Genomic DNA, 16,094 nt, shown 5'->3' on the forward strand with positions numbered 1-16,094 from the left:
GGGCTCCAAGCGCAAGGAAAGGCGTCTGCCTTGCGTTATCGGCCCGGCGGGGCGAAAGCATGAGCACCGTCTGGAGAAATCTTCATCAGGGATATGGCGGGCTCAAGCGAGTCGGCCTAGGATACGCGGCATGTTCGAAGGGAGTGTTTTCATGCGTAAGTCATTTGTAATCGGTGCATTGAGCGCCAGCGTCCTGCTTGCTGGCTGCCAGGCGGTGAACACCACCAGCGGCGGCGCCGTGGGTGTCGAGCGTAAGCAATATATGTTCAGCATGCTGTCGACCGATGAAGTCAACCAGATGTACGCCCAGTCCTACCAGCAGACCCTGGGTGAGGCTTCGAGCAAGGGTGTGCTCGATAAGAGCAGCGCCAATGCCAAGCGCGTGCAGGCCATCGCCAATCGCCTGATTGCCCAGGCACCGCAATTCCGCCCGGATGCGGCACAGTGGAACTGGGAAGTGAACCTGATCAAGAGCGACGAGCTCAACGCCAACTGCGGGCCTGGCGGCAAGATCTTCGTGTACAACGGCCTGATCGACAAACTCAAGCTGACCGATGACGAGCTGGCTGCGGTGATGGGCCATGAAATCGCCCACGCCTTGCGCGAGCATGGCCGTGAAGCGATGTCCAAGGCCTATGGTGTGCAGATGGCCCGCCAGGGCGCGGGAGCCTTGCTGGGCCTGGGCCAGGACAGCCTGGCAATTGCCGACACCGTGGTGCAATACAGCCTGACCCTGCCCAACAGCCGGGCTAACGAGAACGAAGCCGACCTGATCGGCCTGGAACTGGCCGCCCGTGCCGGTTACAACCCGAATGCAGCCATCAGCCTGTGGGACAAGATGGCCCAGGCCTCGGGCGGTTCGCAGCCGGAGTTCATGAGCACTCACCCGGCCTCGGCGAGCCGCCAGGCGTCGTTGCAGGCGGCGATTCCGAAGGTGATGCCGTTGTACGAACAGGCCCGCAAGTAAGTTATAGCCGGGGCCGCGCTGCGGCCCATCGCCGGCAAGACCGGCGCCCACAGGGTCCTGTGTATACAAGGCCTGTGGGAGCTGGCTTGCCAGCGATGAAGTCACCACCGATCAGCCTATCCAGCCACTGACCTGCATTGCCGAATACACCGCCACAGCGGCCAGGACGAAGAACGCGGCCGAAGCCAGGCGGCGGATCAGGGTCAGCGGCAGTTTCTCGGCGGCGAAGTTGCCCGCCAGCACCACCGGTACGTTGGCAATCAACATGCCCAGGGTGGTACCGATAATCACCATGATCAGGTGCGGATACTGTGCCGCCAGCATCACCGTGGCGACCTGGGTCTTGTCGCCGATTTCAGCGATGAAGAACGCGATCAGGGTGGTCAGGAACGGGCCGAAGCGCCGGGCGGTGCTGGCTTCGTCATCGTCCATCTTGTCCGGGATCAGCGTCCACAACGCCGTGGCGGCAAAGCTGGCCGCGAGAATCCAGTGCAAGGTGGCGGCGCTGAAGAAGGTGCTGACCCAGGCGCCGACCGCGCCTGCAGCCGCATGGTTGGCCAGGGTCGCAGCAATGATGCCGGCAATGATCGGCCAGGGTTTGCGAAAGCGGGCGGCAAGGATGAGCGCGAGCAATTGGGTCTTGTCGCCAATTTCGGCGAGGGCCACGATCGCGGTGGGGACGAGCAATGATTCCAGCATCAGGATTCCTACGGGGGCGGGTCGACACGGCTATGACACGTACAGCCTTCCCGCCCCGGGTAAGGTGTTCGTGTCATAGGTCTTGTCAAACCCTGGGTCCGTCTGTGCGGACCGTGGGTCGCACGCGCCATGGTCTGTGGACCAAGTATGTTGACGCGTACCGGGCGAGCTGGGTGCTCGCGGGAGACTACTCCCCTAGGACGGAGCGGATTCTGCCTAGGCAAATCCGTTTCGGCAAGCGCTGATTTTAACCGCGTGTTGCCTGGTAGATGCGAAAGCCTTGCCCTTCGTCGCGGATCCGGCAGTTGCCCAGGGCCTCTTCGATCAGCGGTTGGTAGCGCAGGAAGCTATTGGCCACCAGGCGCATTTCTCCGCCTTTTTTCAGATGATCGGCTGATTTTCGCAGCAGGTTTTCTGAGGCCTGGTAATTGGTGTGCACCCCGGTATGAAACGGCGGGTTGCTGATGATCACGTCAAGCTCGCGCGGTGCGGCATCGATGCCGTCGCCGCTGATCACCTCGCCGTCCAGACCATTGGCGGCCAGGGTCAGGCGGCTGCTGGCGACCGCGAAGGCATCGACATCGAGCAAGGTGATGCGGTTTTGCGGATAGCGACGTTTGATGGCCGCGCCGAGGACGCCCGCACCACAACCAAAATCCAGCACGTGGCCGGTGGGCAGTTGATCGAGGTTTTCCAGCAGCAGGGCGCTGCCGCGATCCAGGCGGCCGTGGCTGAACACACCCGGCAGGCTGACGATCTGCAGCGGGCCATCGGCCAGCGCCAGTTCGAAATGCTCGGCCAGGCTTTGCAGCGATTTGGCTTGCGGTGCGTGCTCCACGGTGACCTGCCACAACTGGCAATGGCGGGCGCTGTCGAGCTTGCGGGGCTTGCCGAAGGCGTGCAGCTGCTTGGCCGCGCCTTCGATGCCGCCGCGTTTCTCGCCGACCAGGTACAGCTCGCGGCCGGCCAGGCGCGAAGCCAGGGTGTTGAGCAGGTAATTGGCCAGGTCACGGGACTTGGGCAAAAACACTACGGCGGCGTCGAAGGCCTGGGCCGGTGCTTCTACGCCGAAGTGGCTGCGCCCGGCGAAGCGCGCATCGAGCGCCGCATGATCGCCGGCATGCCAGCTCCAGCCATGGGCCGCTGGCAGCTTGCCGAGCAGGTCGTCAGCAGGCAAACCGGCCAGCAACAGCGAGCCCTGGAAAAGATCAGCCTGACGAAGCAACACTTCACTGCGCGGGTCCATGGACGGCGACTCCTGAAAAAAGTGGCGCAGTTTACCAGAGCCGGGCCTGGCTTAGACCTGGCGGCGCGGGCTGCCGGCGAAAAACGCCTCGGCGTTTTCGCTCAACTGCTCGACGATACGCTGGCGTGATTCGACCGCGCCCCAGGCGCTGTGCGGGGTAATGATCAGGCGCGGGATGTCCGTCGCCAGCAGCGGGTTGCCATTGACTGGCGGCTCGACACTCAGCACATCGGTGGCGGCACCGCCCAGGTGGCCGGCACGCAAGGCATCGGCCAGGGCCTGCTCGTCGATCAGGCCGCCGCGGGCGGTGTTGATCACGAAAGCGCCCGGCTTGAGCAGGGCCAGTTGGCGGGCGCCGATCAGGTTGTGGGTGTGCTCGTTGAGCGGGCAGTGCAGAGTCAAGACGTCGACTTGCGGCAGCAGCTCATCCAGCGCCAGGCGGTCTTCGCGCGGCGGACGGCCGGGCAATTGGCCTAGCAGCACGCGCATGCCGAAAGCTTCGGCCAGGCGCGCCACGGCGCCACCCAGCTCGCCATGGCCGAGCAGGCCGAGGGTCTTGCCTTCCAGCTCGACGATCGGGAAGTCCAGCAGGCAGAACTGCTTGGCCTGGCCCCAGCGGCCGTCGGCGACGGCCTTTTGATAGTCGCTCAGGCGGGTGGCCAGGGCCAGCAGCAGGGCCAGGGTGTGCTGCGCCACTGACGGGGTGCCGTAACCCTGGCAGTTGCTGACGACGATACCTTGAGCGCGTGCCGCCTGCAGGTCGACATTGTTGGTGCCGGTGGCGGCCACCAGGATCAGCTTCAGTTCGGGGCAGGCCGCCAGGGTGGCGGCGTCGATCATGACCTTGTTGCTGATCGCCACGGTTGCGCCCTGCAGGCGTTCGGCGACCTGCTCGGGAGCGGTTGCCGGATACAGCTGCAAATCATCGAAACAGGCCTTGAGGCGATCCAGCGCCAGGTCACCCAGGTCCAGGGAACTATGGTCGAGAAATACGGCGCGACGGGAGATGGACATTAGGATGACTCCTGTGAGGGCTCAGGCGTTGTAGACGAAGCAATCGTAATGGCTTTGCTCAAGACTGCTTTCCAGTTCGAGCAGGCCTTGATGTTGTTGCTGCAGCGCCTGGATCTGCGCCTGCAACTGGGCTTTCTTGCCGGCAATCGCTTGGCGCACGCGCTCCATCGGCAGCCCGGCCTGATCATCGCCGACCAGCGCCTGCATTTCCTTGAGGCTGAAACCGAGCTTTTGCGCGCACTTGATCAGGCTCAGCAGGGCGACGCTCTGCTGGTCATACAGGCGATAGCTTCCCTGGCGCCTGGGCGCCGGCAACAGGCCGATGCGCTCATAGTGGCGAATGCTCTTGATGGTCGCCCCGGACAACTGCGCGGCTTTGCCAATGTACATCGAACGTCCTTTTAATGCCGGCGAGCCAGTGTGCGCGCCTGTTGCAGCCAGGTTTCGCGTTGCCGTTCGCTTGAGCTGATGACAGGACCGAACGTTAACGTCTTTTTGGCCCTGATTCCACAGAAGCCAAGGGTGGTGCGGCGCATTTGCTCAAGGGCCGGCATGCGATAGACCCAGCGGTAATACCAGGGCGGCGTGTCCATGCTCACCAGCAGGTCGGCGCTGCGGCCCTTGAGCAGTTGTTCGGGGAAGGGCGAGCCGCTGCGGTATTTGAAGGCAAAGCCGGGCAGCAGGATGCGATCGAGAAAGCCCTTGAGCAACGCCGGAATGCCGCCCCACCAGACCGGGAAGATGAACACCAGGTGCTCGGCCCAACTGATCAGTTGCTGGGCTTGCAGCAGGTCGGGCTCCAGGGGTTGCACCTGTTGATAACCGTCATGCAGGATCGGGTCGAAGGCCAGGTTGCCGAGTGCCAGCAGGCAGACGCTATGGCCTTTATCCCGGGCACTATTGATGTAGCTGTCACTTAACGCGGCGCAGAAGCTGTTGCGCGCAGGGTGGCCGAGTATCACCAGGATTCGTTTACTCATCGAAGGCAGGTCCAGGGGCAAAAGCGCTGAGGCTAACCCCTGCCCTCAGGAGGAGAGTCAAGCCCGCTCCTACCAGAGACTGTTGCCCGAAAGGACGAAAGCGTAATGTAGCGCCCCCGATTGCCTTCTTTGCCGCAAGGAGCCCCCATGTACTGGGCTGAATTTCTGACTGTCGCGTTGATTCACCTGCTGGCGGTGGCCAGCCCCGGCCCGGACTTTGCCGTGGTGGTACGCGAGAGTGTTACCCACGGCCGGCGCGCCGGCACCTGGACGGCCTGCGGTGTCGGTACGGCGATTTTCCTGCATGTGGGCTATTCGCTGTTGGGTATCGGCTTGATCGTGTCGCAGTCGATCATGCTGTTCAACGTGCTGAAATGGCTGGCAGCAGGTTATCTGCTGTATATCGGTTTCAAGGCCCTGCGCGCCCGCCCTGCGGCGCCTGGCAGTGACGCCGTGCAGGTCTCGACGGTCGAGCGCACGCCGCGTGCCGCCTTTGTCGCAGGCTTCATGACCAACGGCCTGAACCCCAAGGCGACGCTGTTTTTCCTGTCGCTGTTCACCGTGGTGATCAACCCGCACACCCCGTTGGCCGTGCAGGCCGGCTACGGCGTCTACCTGGCACTGGCCACCGGCCTGTGGTTCTGCCTGGTGGCCAGGCTGTTCAGCCAGCAGCGGGTGCGCGCCGCCTTTGCGCGCATGGGCCACTGGTTCGACCGCAGCATGGGGGCGGTGCTGATTGCCCTGGGCGTGAAGATTGCCTTCACCGAGATGCACTGACAGTGATGGTTAAACGCCGCTGGTCCCTGTACCGGTCAAATCATTCCTTTGGCTGATTTGGCCGCTGCTGTGGCGTTCTAGAGTAGGACATGTCTTGCTTAGCTTGTGCACACTAGAAAAGGGACTCCTATGTTGCAGACTCGCGTCATTCCTCCCGCCGAGGGCGCCTATCAGTTTCCGCTGTTGATCAAGCGTTTGCTGTTGTCGGGCAGTCGCTACGAGAAAACCCGCGAAATCGTCTACCGCGATCAACTGCGCTACAGCTACCTGACCCTCAACGAACGCATCGCGCGGCTGGCCAACGTGCTCACCGCGGCGGGGGTCAAGGCCGGTGACACCGTGGCGGTGATGGACTGGGACAGCCATCGCTACCTCGAATGCATGTTTGCCATCCCGATGATCGGCGCAGTGGTGCACACCATCAACGTGCGCCTGTCGCCGGAGCAGATCCTCTACACCATGAATCACGCCGACGACCGCTTCGTGCTGGTCAACAGCGACTTTGTCGGCCTCTACCAGGCTATCGCCGGGCAACTGACCACGGTCGAGAAAACCCTGTTGCTGACCGATGGTGAGCAAAAAACCGCCGACCTGCCCAACCTGGTCGGTGAGTATGAGCAACTCCTGGCGGCGGCCAGCCCGGTGTACGACTTCCCCGATTTCGACGAGAACTCGGTGGCCACCACGTTCTACACCACCGGCACCACCGGTAACCCCAAGGGGGTGTACTTCACCCACCGGCAACTGGTGCTGCACACCCTGGCGGCGGCGTCGGTCACCGGCAGTATCGACAGCGTGCGCCTGCTCGGCAGCAACGATGTGTACATGCCCATTACCCCGATGTTCCATGTCCACGCCTGGGGTATTCCCTACGTGGCGACCATGCTTGGCATCAAGCAGGTTTACCCGGGGCGTTACGAACCGGAGATGCTGTGCGAGCTGTGGCGCAAGGAGCAGGTGACCTTCTCGCACTGCGTACCGACCATCCTGCAGATGCTGCTCAACGCCAAGGGCGCCCAGCAGCAGGACTTTGGCGGTTGGAAGATCATCATCGGCGGCAGTGCGCTGAACCGCGCCCTGTATGAGGCGGCCAAGGCCCATGGCATCCAGTTGACCGCGGCCTATGGCATGTCGGAGACCTGCCCGCTGGTGGCCTGTGCCCACCTCAACGACGAATTGCTGGCCGGTAGCGAAGATGAATGCATCACCTACCGGATCAAGGCCGGGGTGCCGGTACCGTTGGTGGAGGCGGCGATCGTCGACGGTACTGGCAAGTTCCTCCCGGCCGATGGCGAAACCCAGGGCGAACTGGTATTGCGGGCGCCGTGGCTGACCATGGGCTACTTCCGCGAGGCCGAGAAGGGCGCCGAACTCTGGCACGGCGGCTGGCTGCACACCGGCGACGTCGCCACCCTTGACAGCATGGGCGTGATCGATATCCGCGACCGGATCAAGGATGTGATCAAGACCGGCGGTGAGTGGATCTCTTCACTGGAGCTCGAAGACCTGATCAGCCGTCATCCGGCGGTCCGCGAAGTGGCAGTGGTCGGCGTCGCCGATCCACAGTGGGGCGAGCGGCCGTTTGCCCTGCTGGTGCTCCACGAAGGCCAGAGCATCGATGCCAAGGCGCTCAAGGCGCACCTCAAGCCGTTCGTGGAGCTGGGGCACATCAACAAGTGGGCAATCCCCAGTCAGATCGCCCTTGTTACTGAAATTCCCAAGACCAGCGTCGGCAAGCTCGACAAGAAGCGAATCCGCGTGGATATCAGCCAATGGCAAGCCAGTAACAGCACCTTCCTCTCGACCCTGTAACGTCAGGCGGGTCGTGCCCATTCGGGCGCGACCCGCACGCCAGACGCATGGCTGCCTTGTCAAATGACGAAATTCAGCCATTCTTCCCCCTGCCAGCATAGTGGCCGGTCATGCAGACCACGGCAGAGGGGTTGGGATGCAAATCACACTTTAGAGGGATCAAGCAGTTCAACCTGCTGGCTATAGTCGGTTCAGGGGATTTTCAGGAACGGGGGATCGCACATGCATGTGCCCAGCCACTCGCTCGAGCAAAAGGTGCGCTCACACCGCTCGAACGATGCGTTTCTGCAAAGGACTCACTGCCATAAAAATAAAGTACATGGAGTAGCGTCGATGACATCAGCAAATCTGTTCTGGCGCCGGGCGAAACTGCCCCTGGCCGTCAGCCTCGCTTCTACGCTCGCCGGTCCTGCTTTCGGCGTCAGTTTCAATATCGGTGAAATCGAAGGCTCGTTCGACTCGTCGCTGTCGGTGGGGGCGAGCTGGTCGACAGCCAACCCGAACAAGAACCTGATCGGCGTCAACAACGGCGGCAAGGGCCTGTCGCAAACCTCCGATGACGGCCACCTGAACTTCAAGCGCGGTGAAACCTTCTCGAAGATCTTCAAGGGCATCCATGATCTGGAGCTCAAGTACGGCGATACCGGGGTATTCGTCCGTGGCAAGTACTGGTACGACTTCGAACTCAAGGACGAGCATCGCGAGTTCAAGGACATCAGCGATTCCAACCGCAAAGAGGGCGCGCAATCGTCCGGCGGGCAGATCCTCGACGCCTTCGTCTATCACAACTACTCCATCGCCGATCAGCCGGGCTCGGTGCGCCTGGGTAAGCAGGTGGTCAGTTGGGGTGAAAGTACCTTCATCGGTGGCGGCATCAACTCGATCAACCCGATCGACGTCGCCGCATTCCGTCGCCCGGGCGCCGAAGTGAAGGAAGGCCTGATTCCGGTCAACATGTTCTATGTGTCCCAGAGCCTGACCGACAACCTCTCGGCCGAAGCGTTCTACCAGATCGAATGGGACCAGACCGTCGTCGACAACTGCGGCACCTTCTTCTCCCAGCCGGACATCATTGCCGACGGCTGTACCGACAACCTGCGCGTGCTCAACAGCAGCCGTACGGTGCCGGGCGCTGCCCAGCAGTTCCTCGCCACCCGCGGGGTGAACATCAACGAAGAAGGCGTGCTGGTACGCCGTGGCCCGGACCGCGATGCGCGCGACAGCGGCCAGTTCGGTGTGGCCTTCCGTTACATGTACGACCCGCTGGGTACCGAATTCGGCGCCTACTTCATGAATTACCACAGCCGTGCGCCGATCTTCAGCGCCACCGGCGCCGCGCCATCGGTCTATGCCGGGTTGGCTGGCTTGCCGGCATCCCTGCGGCCGCTGGCGCCGATGATCGTTGCGGGCAACTCGCAGTACTTCGTCGAGTACCCTGAAGACATCCGCCTGTATGGCCTGAGCTTCTCCACCACCCTGCCTACCGGTACCGCGTGGAGCGGTGAAATCAGCTACCGGCCGAATGCGCCGGTGCAACTGAACACCACCGACATCCTGTTTGCTGGCGTGCGTCCAATTGGCGGGACCCTGGCTAACGCCTCGTTGCTCAATGGTGTTCCTGGCCAGGACCTGCACGGTTACCGGCGCAAGGAAATCACCCAGTTCCAGACCACCCTGACGCACTTCTTCGACCAGGTCATGGGCGCCAGCCGTCTGACCGTGGTGGGTGAGCTGGGCGTGACCCATGTCGGCGGCCTGGAAAGCGCCCACGAAGTGCGTTATGGCCGTGACCCGGTCTACGGTCCTGGTCCATTGCCGGCAACCGGCGGTTTCGATACCTGCTCGCAGATCCTCAACAGTGGCACCATCACCGGCGCAGGCCCCGGCACCTCGGGCGACAACCGCAGTCGCAAGTGCGAAAACGACGGTTACACCACCAGCACCTCCTGGGGCTACCGCGCCCGGGCGATCTGGGACTACAACGACGTGTTCGCCGGGGTCAACCTCAAGCCGAACATCGCCTGGTCCCATGACGTCTCCGGTTACTCGCCAGGCCCTGGCGGCAACTTCGAGGAAGGGCGCAAGGCGATCAGCCTGGGCCTGGACGCCGAGTACCAGAACACCTACACCACCAGCCTGTCGTACACCAACTTCTTCGACGGCAAGTACACCACCGTGGATGACCGCGACTTCATCGCCCTCAGCTTCGGCGTGAACTTCTAAGAATTCGGATTCAGGACGACCATGAAGATGAAAACAACCAAGACTCTGCTGCAAGCCGGTGTACTGGGCCTGTCCCTGTTGGCGACCAGTGTCATGGCGGCGGTTTCCGCCGACGAGGCGGCCAAGCTGGGCGCGAGCCTGACGCCGATGGGGGCGGAAAAGGCCGGTAACGCCGACGGCTCGATCACCGCCTGGAAGCCGCTGTCCACCGGCGCCGGTAGCGTCGACGGCAAGGGCTTCCTTTCCGACCCGTACGGCAACGAGCAACCGAAGTTCACCATCACCGCGCAGAACGTCGACCAGTACAAGGACAAACTGTCCCCAGGCCAGGTCGCTATGTTCAAGCGCTATCCGGACACCTTCAAGATTCCGGTGTACCCGACCCACCGCGGTTCCACCGTGCCGGATGCAGTGTTTGCCGCGATCAAGAAAAACGCCACCAGCACCAACCTGGTCGGTGGTGGCAACGGCCTGGAGAACTTCGACAACGCCGTACCGTTCCCGATTCCGAAAAGCGGCGTGGAAGTGATCTGGAACCACATCACCCGCTACCGTGGCGGCAGCGTGACCCGTCTGGTAACCCAGGCCACGCCGCAGCAAAACGGCTCGTACAGCCTGGTGTACTTCCAGGACCAGTTCGTCTTCCGTGACCGGATGAAGGATTACGATCCGGCCAACCCGGGCAACGTACTGTTCTACTTCAAACAGAAGGTGACGGCGCCAGCGCGTCTGGCCGGTACCGTACTGCTGGTGCATGAAACCCTGGACCAGGTCAAAGAGCCTCGCAAAGCGTGGGTCTACAACGCCGGCCAGCGTCGGGTACGGGCTGCGCCACAGGTTTCCTATGACGGTCCGGGTACTGCTGCCGACGGCCTGCGCACCTCCGATAACCTGGACATGTACAACGGTGCGCCGGATCGCTACGACTGGAAGCTGGAAGGCAAGAAAGAGCTGTACATTGCCTCCAACAGCTACAAGCTCGACGATCCAAAGCTCAAGTACGCCGACATCATCAAGGCCGGGCACATCAACCAGGACCTTGCCCGTTACGAGCTGCGCCGGGTATGGCATGTGGTTGCGACCCTGAAACCGGGCCAGCGCCATATCTACGCCAAGCGTGACTTCTACATCGACGAAGACACCTGGCAAGCCGCGGTGATCGACCAATACGACGGCCGCAACCAGCTGTGGCGCGTGTCCGAGGCCCACTCCCAGGACTACTACAACGTCCAGGTGCCGTGGTACGCCCTGGAAGTCATCTACGACCTGCAATCGGGTCGTTACCTGGCTCTGGGCATGAAGAACGAGGAAAAGAGAGCCTACGACTTTGGCTTCACTGCCTCCAAGGCTGACTTCCAGCCTGCCGCGCTTCGCCAGGAAGGTGTGCGCTAAGCTTTAAAACCTCCGTGTGATCTCCCAGAACGCCCCGGCTTGCCGGGGCGTTTCTGTTTGCGCAGCGTGACCCGCTCAGGTTTGTCGTTTTTTGTTGTAGTCTTTTTTCGGCATAAAGGGGCAATCATCTTCAAATGTGCGGTTTAACCCGTTAGTCTGCCTTGATCCGTACTGCCGAAGATTCCCTAACTAGAACGAGCCGGCCATGACTGATCTGTCCCGTACGCAAGGGTTCGCCAGCCAGGCCATGAGCGTCCTGGAGGGCCGCTTCTTTCGTCCGCCATTGCCCGAAGGCTATGTACCGCGAGCACGCTTGTGCCAGCGTTTGCACGCGGGGCTCGGTGGGCGCTTGTTGCTGGTCAACGCACCGGCAGGCTTCGGTAAAAGTTCATTGGCGGTGGAGTTCTGCCAGGGGTTGCCCAACCATTGGAGCAGCCTGTGGCTGGGGCTGAGCCGGCGCGACAACGACCCCGGGCGCTTTCTTGAGCGCTTGCTCGAAGGCTTGCAGCAGTACTGCCCGGCGCTTGGCGGCCAGGCCCTGGGCCTGCTGAAAATGCGCCAGCGGCATCAGCCGTTCGCCTTCGAAGAATGGCTCGACGGCCTGCTCGATGAGCTGGCCCGGCACCTGCAGCCGCACAACCCCTTGCTGCTGGTGCTGGATGATTACCACCTGGCCCAGGGCCCGGTGCTCGATCGCTGCCTGCAGTTTTTCCTCAATCACCTGCCGCCTGGCCTGGTGCTGCTGGTGACCAGCCGGCAGCGGCCAGACTGGCACCTGGCGCGCCTGCGTCTGTCGCGCCAGTTGCTCGAACTCAATGAGCAGGACTTGCGCCTGACCACCGATGAATCCCTCGCCGTGCTTGGCCAGCAACCGAGCGTGCTGCGCGGACAGGCGCTGGACAACCTGATCCAGCGCAGCGATGGCTGGGTCGCCGGTTTGCGTTTCTGGTTGCTCGCCGCCAACGAGGCGGGGGCCGACAGTGCCTTGCCTCAGGCCCTGCATGGCGGCGAAGGGCTGATTCGTGACTACCTGCTCGAAGAAGTGATCGAGATGCTGCCCGCCGAAGTGCAGGGGTTTCTATACGACACCGCCTGCCAGGAGCGCTTTTGCGCCGAGCTCTGTGACGCCCTGCGCGAAAGCCATGACAGTGCCGAGATCCTTCGATACCTGCAGGCACACCAGGTGTTCCTGGTGCCGCTGGACGAGCACGGGCGCTGGTTCCGTTATCATCACTTGTTCTCCGACCTGCTGCGCACCCGCCAGGCCAGCCTGCCGTTGTCGAGCCTGCACCTGCGCGCTTGTCGCTGGTTCCATGGCCAGGGCCTGCTCGATGAAGCCGTCGAGCAGGCCTTGCGTGCCGGGCACCTGGATGTGGCCGCCAACCTGGTGCAGAACCTGTCCGAGGAGCAACTGCTGGCCGAGCAGAACGTCGGCATGCTCCTGCGCTGGAAGATGGACCTGCCCGACAGCCTGCTGATCAGCACGCCGCGGCTGATCGTGCTGTACAGCTGGGCCCTGGGCCTGGCCGGGCAACTGGATGCCGCCGAAGAGCTGGCCAGCCACCTGAGCCGTTTTTTGCCGGCGCCTTCAGCCACCGCACAGAAATCCATGCTGGCCCAGTGGCTGGCGTTGAGCGGGGTCATTGCCCGTGGTCGCGGCGACCGCCAGCGCACCCTCGAATACTGCTCCGAGGCGCTGCACAGCTTGCCGTTCAAGCGCTATGGGCAGCGTCTGGTATGCCTGTCGACCTTGTCCAACCTGGCCATCGCCGATGCCGATTTCTGGCGTGCCCGCGGCTGGAACCGCGAAGCGCTGGAGCTGGCCCAGCGGGTCGGCAATCCCTTGTTCGAAGCCCTGGCCCATTACGACCGCGCGCGGGTACTGCACGCCCGTGGTGAGGTGCTGCGCGCCCTGGATGAAGTGCGCCAGGGCCTGCAGCGCCTGCAGGGTTTGTCGGCGCAACGGCTGTACGCGGCACGAGCGCGGTTGACCCTGTACGAGGGCTACCTGCTGGCGGCACGGCTAAAACCGGAAGCCGGCCGTAGCCGCCTGCGCGCCGGGCTGATCGAGGCGCGCGCCTGTCGCGACATCAGCGTACTGATCGGTCATTGCGTGATCGCTTCGCTGGATGGCCGCGAAGGGCGTTTCGCCGAAGCCTTTGCCGAGCTTGCCGAAGCCGAGCGGCTGATGCACATCTGGGACGTGCCGCCGATTTTCTATCTGGCGATGATCACCCTGGTCAAGTGCGAGCTGTGGCTGGCCCAGGGCCGCACCGACCTGGCCGAGTCCTGGCTGTTGCGCCTGGGCCAGACCTACGGTGGCGAACAGGCGGCGGCTGCTCCCGAGTTCCACCCGTTGTTGCCGCTGCATATCGAACTGCAGCAGGCCTTGCTCGAACGCACCCAAGGTCGTCTGGAACAGGCCGGGTGCCGCTTGCAGGCACTGGTGGAGCGCGGCCAGGCCAGCGGCGGGCAGATGCTCTGCGTCACTGCGCTGTGCCAGTGGATGGTTCTGCTGCTGGCCAGCAATAACGAGGCGCAGGCGCGAGACCTGCTGGGCCTGGCCCTGGAGTCCGCGCGCGGCGGTGTTCTGCAACCTTTCCAGCGCCTGCTGCAGGACCACCCGAAATGGCTGCGTGAGCAGTTGCTGCAACACCCTCAGGGGGCCGCCCAAAGCAGCTTGCTGGGGTTGCTGCCGACGCCTGAATCGGTCGAATCGATGGCTGGCAACGAATCGTTGAGTAGCCGCGAGATGGCAGTGCTGGAGCTGATTGCCCAAGGCTGCTCGAACCAGGAAATCAGCGAGCGCCTGTTCATTTCCCTGCACACGGTGAAAACCCACGCCAGCCACATCAACAGCAAGCTGGGCGTCGAGCGCCGGACCCAGGCGGTGGCCCGGGCCAAGGCCCTGGGGATGCTGCAATAGTGACACCGGGTGATTGCAGCGCAACCGTCCTTGACGTAAAAGGATGGGAGCCGCTTGCCCCGTCGACCATTGCTGGCGTGGGACTTGCTTGAATCGGGATACCGATCCGGAGCAGCCGATGAGCCCGCAACAAACAACAACGATCGCACTCCCTCCCAGTACACGCCTAGCCCGGGAAATACTCGCGGTGGACGGCCAGGTGCCGGAAGGCGTGTTGCGTGCCGAAATCGACGCCTCCTGGCGCCGCAGCCTTGATCATGGCGTCGGCGTGCACAGTCAGCATGACCTCGGCCTGGCCCCGGTGGCCAACCTTGATCTGTTACTCGCCAACAACCGCTTGCTGCTCGATGCCGCCACCGCGGAACTCGATTACTTGAGTGGGCATCAGGGCCAGGACGCCCTGATCATCCTGGCTAACGCCGATGCGACCATCCTGGCCGTTGAAGGCCCGGCCGACGTTGTGCGCCACAGCACCGAGGCGGGGATTGTCCCTGGCACCCGCTGGAGTGAAGCCGAATGCGGCACCAATGCCCTGGGGACGGCGCTGGTGGAGGCGCGCACGGTGCAGATCGATTGTGGCGAACATTTTCTCGAACGGCTCAGCGATTATTCCTGCACCTCAGTGCCGATCCACTGCCCGCAAGGTGACCTGTTCGGCGTGCTCGACCTGACCCGCCAAGGGCCCTTGGGCCGCTTGCAGGACCGCACTGCCTTGCTCGCCCTGGCGGTCAGCCAGATTGAGGGCAAGCTGTTCAACAACAGTTACCCGCAGCAGATCGTGCTGGCGTTTCACAGCCGCCGGCAATACCTCGGCTCCCCTTGGCAGGGCCTGCTGGCACTGGGCCTGGACGGGCGTATCCTGGCCGCCAGCAACCAGGCCTGCCAACTGCTCGGCAGTCAGCGCGAGGCGCTGCTCGGCCAACGTTGCGACAGCCTGCTCGGCATGCGCCTGGAGCAATGGCTGGCGCGCGTGCAACCAGGCAGCGTCGAAAGCACCGAGACAGCCAAGGGTGGTTTTTTCTACAAGGCCCTGCAGGTGCCGCAGCGGCCACTGAGCGTTGTCGTGCCGGCTGCACGGGCGCCTCGGCAAAGCACTCAACAGCCGGACCTGGAGCGCCTTGGCGCCGGCAACAGCCGCCACGCCAGGGCCCTGCGCATGGCGCGTCAGGGCTTGGCCAACGGCCTGCCGGTGGTGCTGCTGGGCGAGACCGGCAGCGGCAAGGAAGTGGTAGCGCGCGCCCTGCATCAGGACAGCGCGCGCGCCGGCAAGCCCTTTGTGGCGGTGAACTGCGCGGCGATCCCTGAAGGCCTGATCGAGTCGGAGCTGTTCGGCTACCGTGAAGGGGCGTTCACCGGCTCGCGTCGCGGCGGCATGATCGGGCGCCTGCAGCAGGCCCATGGCGGTACGCTGTTTCTGGACGAAGTTGGCGATATGCCGCTGGCCTTGCAGGCCCGCCTGCTGCGGGTGTTGCAGGAGCGCAAGGTTGCGCCGTTGGGCGCGGGCCAGGAGCAAGACCTGGATATCGCCCTGATCTGCGCCACCCATCGCGACCTCAAGGCCCAGGTGCAAAGCCAGCAGTTTCGTGAAGACCTTTTTTACCGTATCCATGGCATCAGCGTGCAGTTGCCCGCGTTGCGGGAGCGCGAAGACCTGCCGGCGCTGGTGCGCAGCCTGCTTGATCGCCTCGGTGGCCAGGGCGTCGAGCTTTCGAGCGAGCTGAGTGCATTGTTCGCCGGCTATCACTGGCCGGGCAACATCCGTCAGCTGGAAATGACCTTGCGCTTGCTGCTGGCCATGCGTGAAGCCGGTGAACAGGAACTGGGCCTGGATCATCTGCCCGACAACCTGCTCGACGAATTGCGCGACAGCGCCCAGCCGCCCAGCACACGCATGCGTGACAGCCAGAGCGTGCTGATTCGCCAGGCCCTGGAACGCCATGCTGGCAATGTCACTGCGGCAGCCGAGGCCCTGGGCATCAGCCGTGCAACCCTGTACCGCAAGCTCAAGCAGACGCCGCCTTGATCCAGCGCCTGCTGGCCTCGACCGCCCGTTAGGCG

The 16,094-nt window shown here is 63.3% G+C and carries 12 protein-coding genes and 1 riboswitch; of the genes, 7 read left to right on the forward strand and 5 right to left on the reverse strand.

Annotation, left to right across the window (positions count from 1 at the left end; all coding sequences use genetic code 11):
* Nucleotides 1-151 precede the first annotated feature (151 nt).
* A complete protein-coding gene (locus BV82_RS04585) occupies nucleotides 152-967 on the forward strand; it encodes a M48 family metallopeptidase (RefSeq protein WP_010225775.1) in 816 nt (271 codons plus the stop codon).
* 111 nt (nucleotides 968-1,078) lie between these two features.
* Here the strand turns inward: BV82_RS04585 and BV82_RS04590 are convergent, their stop codons facing one another.
* The 5 genes from BV82_RS04590 to BV82_RS04610 all read right to left on the reverse strand — a co-directional run bounded on the left by BV82_RS04590 (nucleotide 1,079) and on the right by BV82_RS04610 (nucleotide 4,906).
* On the reverse strand, nucleotides 1,079-1,666 hold the full coding sequence (locus BV82_RS04590; protein WP_010225776.1) for a TMEM165/GDT1 family protein: 588 nt from the start codon (nucleotides 1,664-1,666) through the stop codon (nucleotides 1,079-1,081).
* Between the two features lie 87 nt (nucleotides 1,667-1,753).
* Nucleotides 1,754-1,875: riboswitch (yybP-ykoY riboswitch) on the reverse strand.
* A 38-nt stretch (nucleotides 1,876-1,913) separates the two neighbouring features.
* Nucleotides 1,914-2,912, reverse strand: a complete 999-nt coding sequence (locus BV82_RS04595) for a class I SAM-dependent methyltransferase (RefSeq protein WP_036993850.1) — start codon at nucleotides 2,910-2,912, stop codon at nucleotides 1,914-1,916.
* A gap of 51 nt (nucleotides 2,913-2,963) precedes the next feature.
* Nucleotides 2,964-3,926 (reverse strand): 2-hydroxyacid dehydrogenase, encoded by a 963-nt coding sequence (locus tag BV82_RS04600; RefSeq protein ID WP_010225780.1) that lies wholly within the window; start codon nucleotides 3,924-3,926, stop codon nucleotides 2,964-2,966.
* A 21-nt stretch (nucleotides 3,927-3,947) separates the two neighbouring features.
* The gene (locus BV82_RS04605; RefSeq protein ID WP_010225782.1) at nucleotides 3,948-4,316 is read right to left on the reverse strand and encodes a MerR family transcriptional regulator; all 369 of its coding nucleotides are present in this window, start codon (nucleotides 4,314-4,316) and stop codon (nucleotides 3,948-3,950) included.
* A gap of 11 nt (nucleotides 4,317-4,327) precedes the next feature.
* Nucleotides 4,328-4,906 (reverse strand): NAD(P)H-dependent oxidoreductase, encoded by a 579-nt coding sequence (locus BV82_RS04610; protein WP_036993851.1) that lies wholly within the window; start codon nucleotides 4,904-4,906, stop codon nucleotides 4,328-4,330.
* 147 nt (nucleotides 4,907-5,053) lie between these two features.
* Here BV82_RS04610 and BV82_RS04615 point away from each other — a divergent pair, with 147 nt between their 5' ends.
* The 6 genes from BV82_RS04615 to BV82_RS04640 all read left to right on the forward strand — a co-directional run bounded on the left by BV82_RS04615 (nucleotide 5,054) and on the right by BV82_RS04640 (nucleotide 16,059).
* Nucleotides 5,054-5,683 (forward strand): LysE family translocator, encoded by a 630-nt coding sequence (locus BV82_RS04615; RefSeq protein WP_010225784.1) that lies wholly within the window; start codon nucleotides 5,054-5,056, stop codon nucleotides 5,681-5,683.
* A 129-nt stretch (nucleotides 5,684-5,812) separates the two neighbouring features.
* Nucleotides 5,813-7,495: a fatty acid--CoA ligase gene (locus BV82_RS04620; protein WP_036993854.1), complete on the forward strand. Its 1,683-nt coding sequence runs from the start codon at nucleotides 5,813-5,815 to the stop codon at nucleotides 7,493-7,495.
* Nucleotides 7,496-7,828: 333 nt separating this feature from the next.
* A complete protein-coding gene (locus tag BV82_RS04625) occupies nucleotides 7,829-9,718 on the forward strand; it encodes a DUF1302 domain-containing protein (RefSeq protein ID WP_010225786.1) in 1,890 nt (629 codons plus the stop codon).
* Between the two features lie 27 nt (nucleotides 9,719-9,745).
* Nucleotides 9,746-11,110: a DUF1329 domain-containing protein gene (locus BV82_RS04630; RefSeq protein ID WP_010225787.1), complete on the forward strand. Its 1,365-nt coding sequence runs from the start codon at nucleotides 9,746-9,748 to the stop codon at nucleotides 11,108-11,110.
* A gap of 205 nt (nucleotides 11,111-11,315) precedes the next feature.
* Nucleotides 11,316-14,036 carry a winged helix-turn-helix domain-containing protein gene (locus BV82_RS04635; protein ID WP_036993856.1) on the forward strand — a complete coding sequence of 907 codons (2,721 nt, stop codon included), beginning with the start codon at nucleotides 11,316-11,318 and terminating at the stop codon, nucleotides 14,034-14,036.
* A gap of 118 nt (nucleotides 14,037-14,154) precedes the next feature.
* A complete protein-coding gene (locus tag BV82_RS04640) occupies nucleotides 14,155-16,059 on the forward strand; it encodes a sigma-54-dependent Fis family transcriptional regulator (protein ID WP_036993857.1) in 1,905 nt (634 codons plus the stop codon).
* Nucleotides 16,060-16,094: the final 35 nt, after the last annotated feature.

Source organism: Pseudomonas donghuensis (genome assembly GCF_000696345.2).
GTDB classification, from domain to species: Bacteria; Pseudomonadota; Gammaproteobacteria; order Pseudomonadales; family Pseudomonadaceae; genus Aquipseudomonas; species Aquipseudomonas donghuensis.

Bases quoted from the DNA above. Each gene is read 5' to 3' on its own strand.
- BV82_RS04585 (WP_010225775.1), top strand. From the start codon at position 152: ATGCGTAAGTCATTTGTAATCGGTGCATTGAGCGCCAGCGTCCTGCTT.
- BV82_RS04590 (WP_010225776.1), bottom strand. From the start codon at position 1,666: ATGCTGGAATCATTGCTCGTCCCCACCGCGATCGTGGCCCTCGCCGAA.
- BV82_RS04600 (WP_010225780.1), bottom strand. From the start codon at position 3,926: ATGTCCATCTCCCGTCGCGCCGTATTTCTCGACCATAGTTCCCTGGAC.
- BV82_RS04635 (WP_036993856.1), top strand. From the start codon at position 11,316: ATGACTGATCTGTCCCGTACGCAAGGGTTCGCCAGCCAGGCCATGAGC.
- BV82_RS04640 (WP_036993857.1), top strand. From the start codon at position 14,155: ATGAGCCCGCAACAAACAACAACGATCGCACTCCCTCCCAGTACACGC.
- BV82_RS04625 (WP_010225786.1), top strand. From the start codon at position 7,829: ATGACATCAGCAAATCTGTTCTGGCGCCGGGCGAAACTGCCCCTGGCC.
- BV82_RS04620 (WP_036993854.1), top strand. From the start codon at position 5,813: ATGTTGCAGACTCGCGTCATTCCTCCCGCCGAGGGCGCCTATCAGTTT.
- BV82_RS04595 (WP_036993850.1), bottom strand. From the start codon at position 2,912: ATGGACCCGCGCAGTGAAGTGTTGCTTCGTCAGGCTGATCTTTTCCAG.
- BV82_RS04630 (WP_010225787.1), top strand. From the start codon at position 9,746: ATGAAAACAACCAAGACTCTGCTGCAAGCCGGTGTACTGGGCCTGTCC.
- BV82_RS04605 (WP_010225782.1), bottom strand. From the start codon at position 4,316: ATGTACATTGGCAAAGCCGCGCAGTTGTCCGGGGCGACCATCAAGAGC.
- BV82_RS04615 (WP_010225784.1), top strand. From the start codon at position 5,054: ATGTACTGGGCTGAATTTCTGACTGTCGCGTTGATTCACCTGCTGGCG.
- BV82_RS04610 (WP_036993851.1), bottom strand. From the start codon at position 4,906: ATGAGTAAACGAATCCTGGTGATACTCGGCCACCCTGCGCGCAACAGC.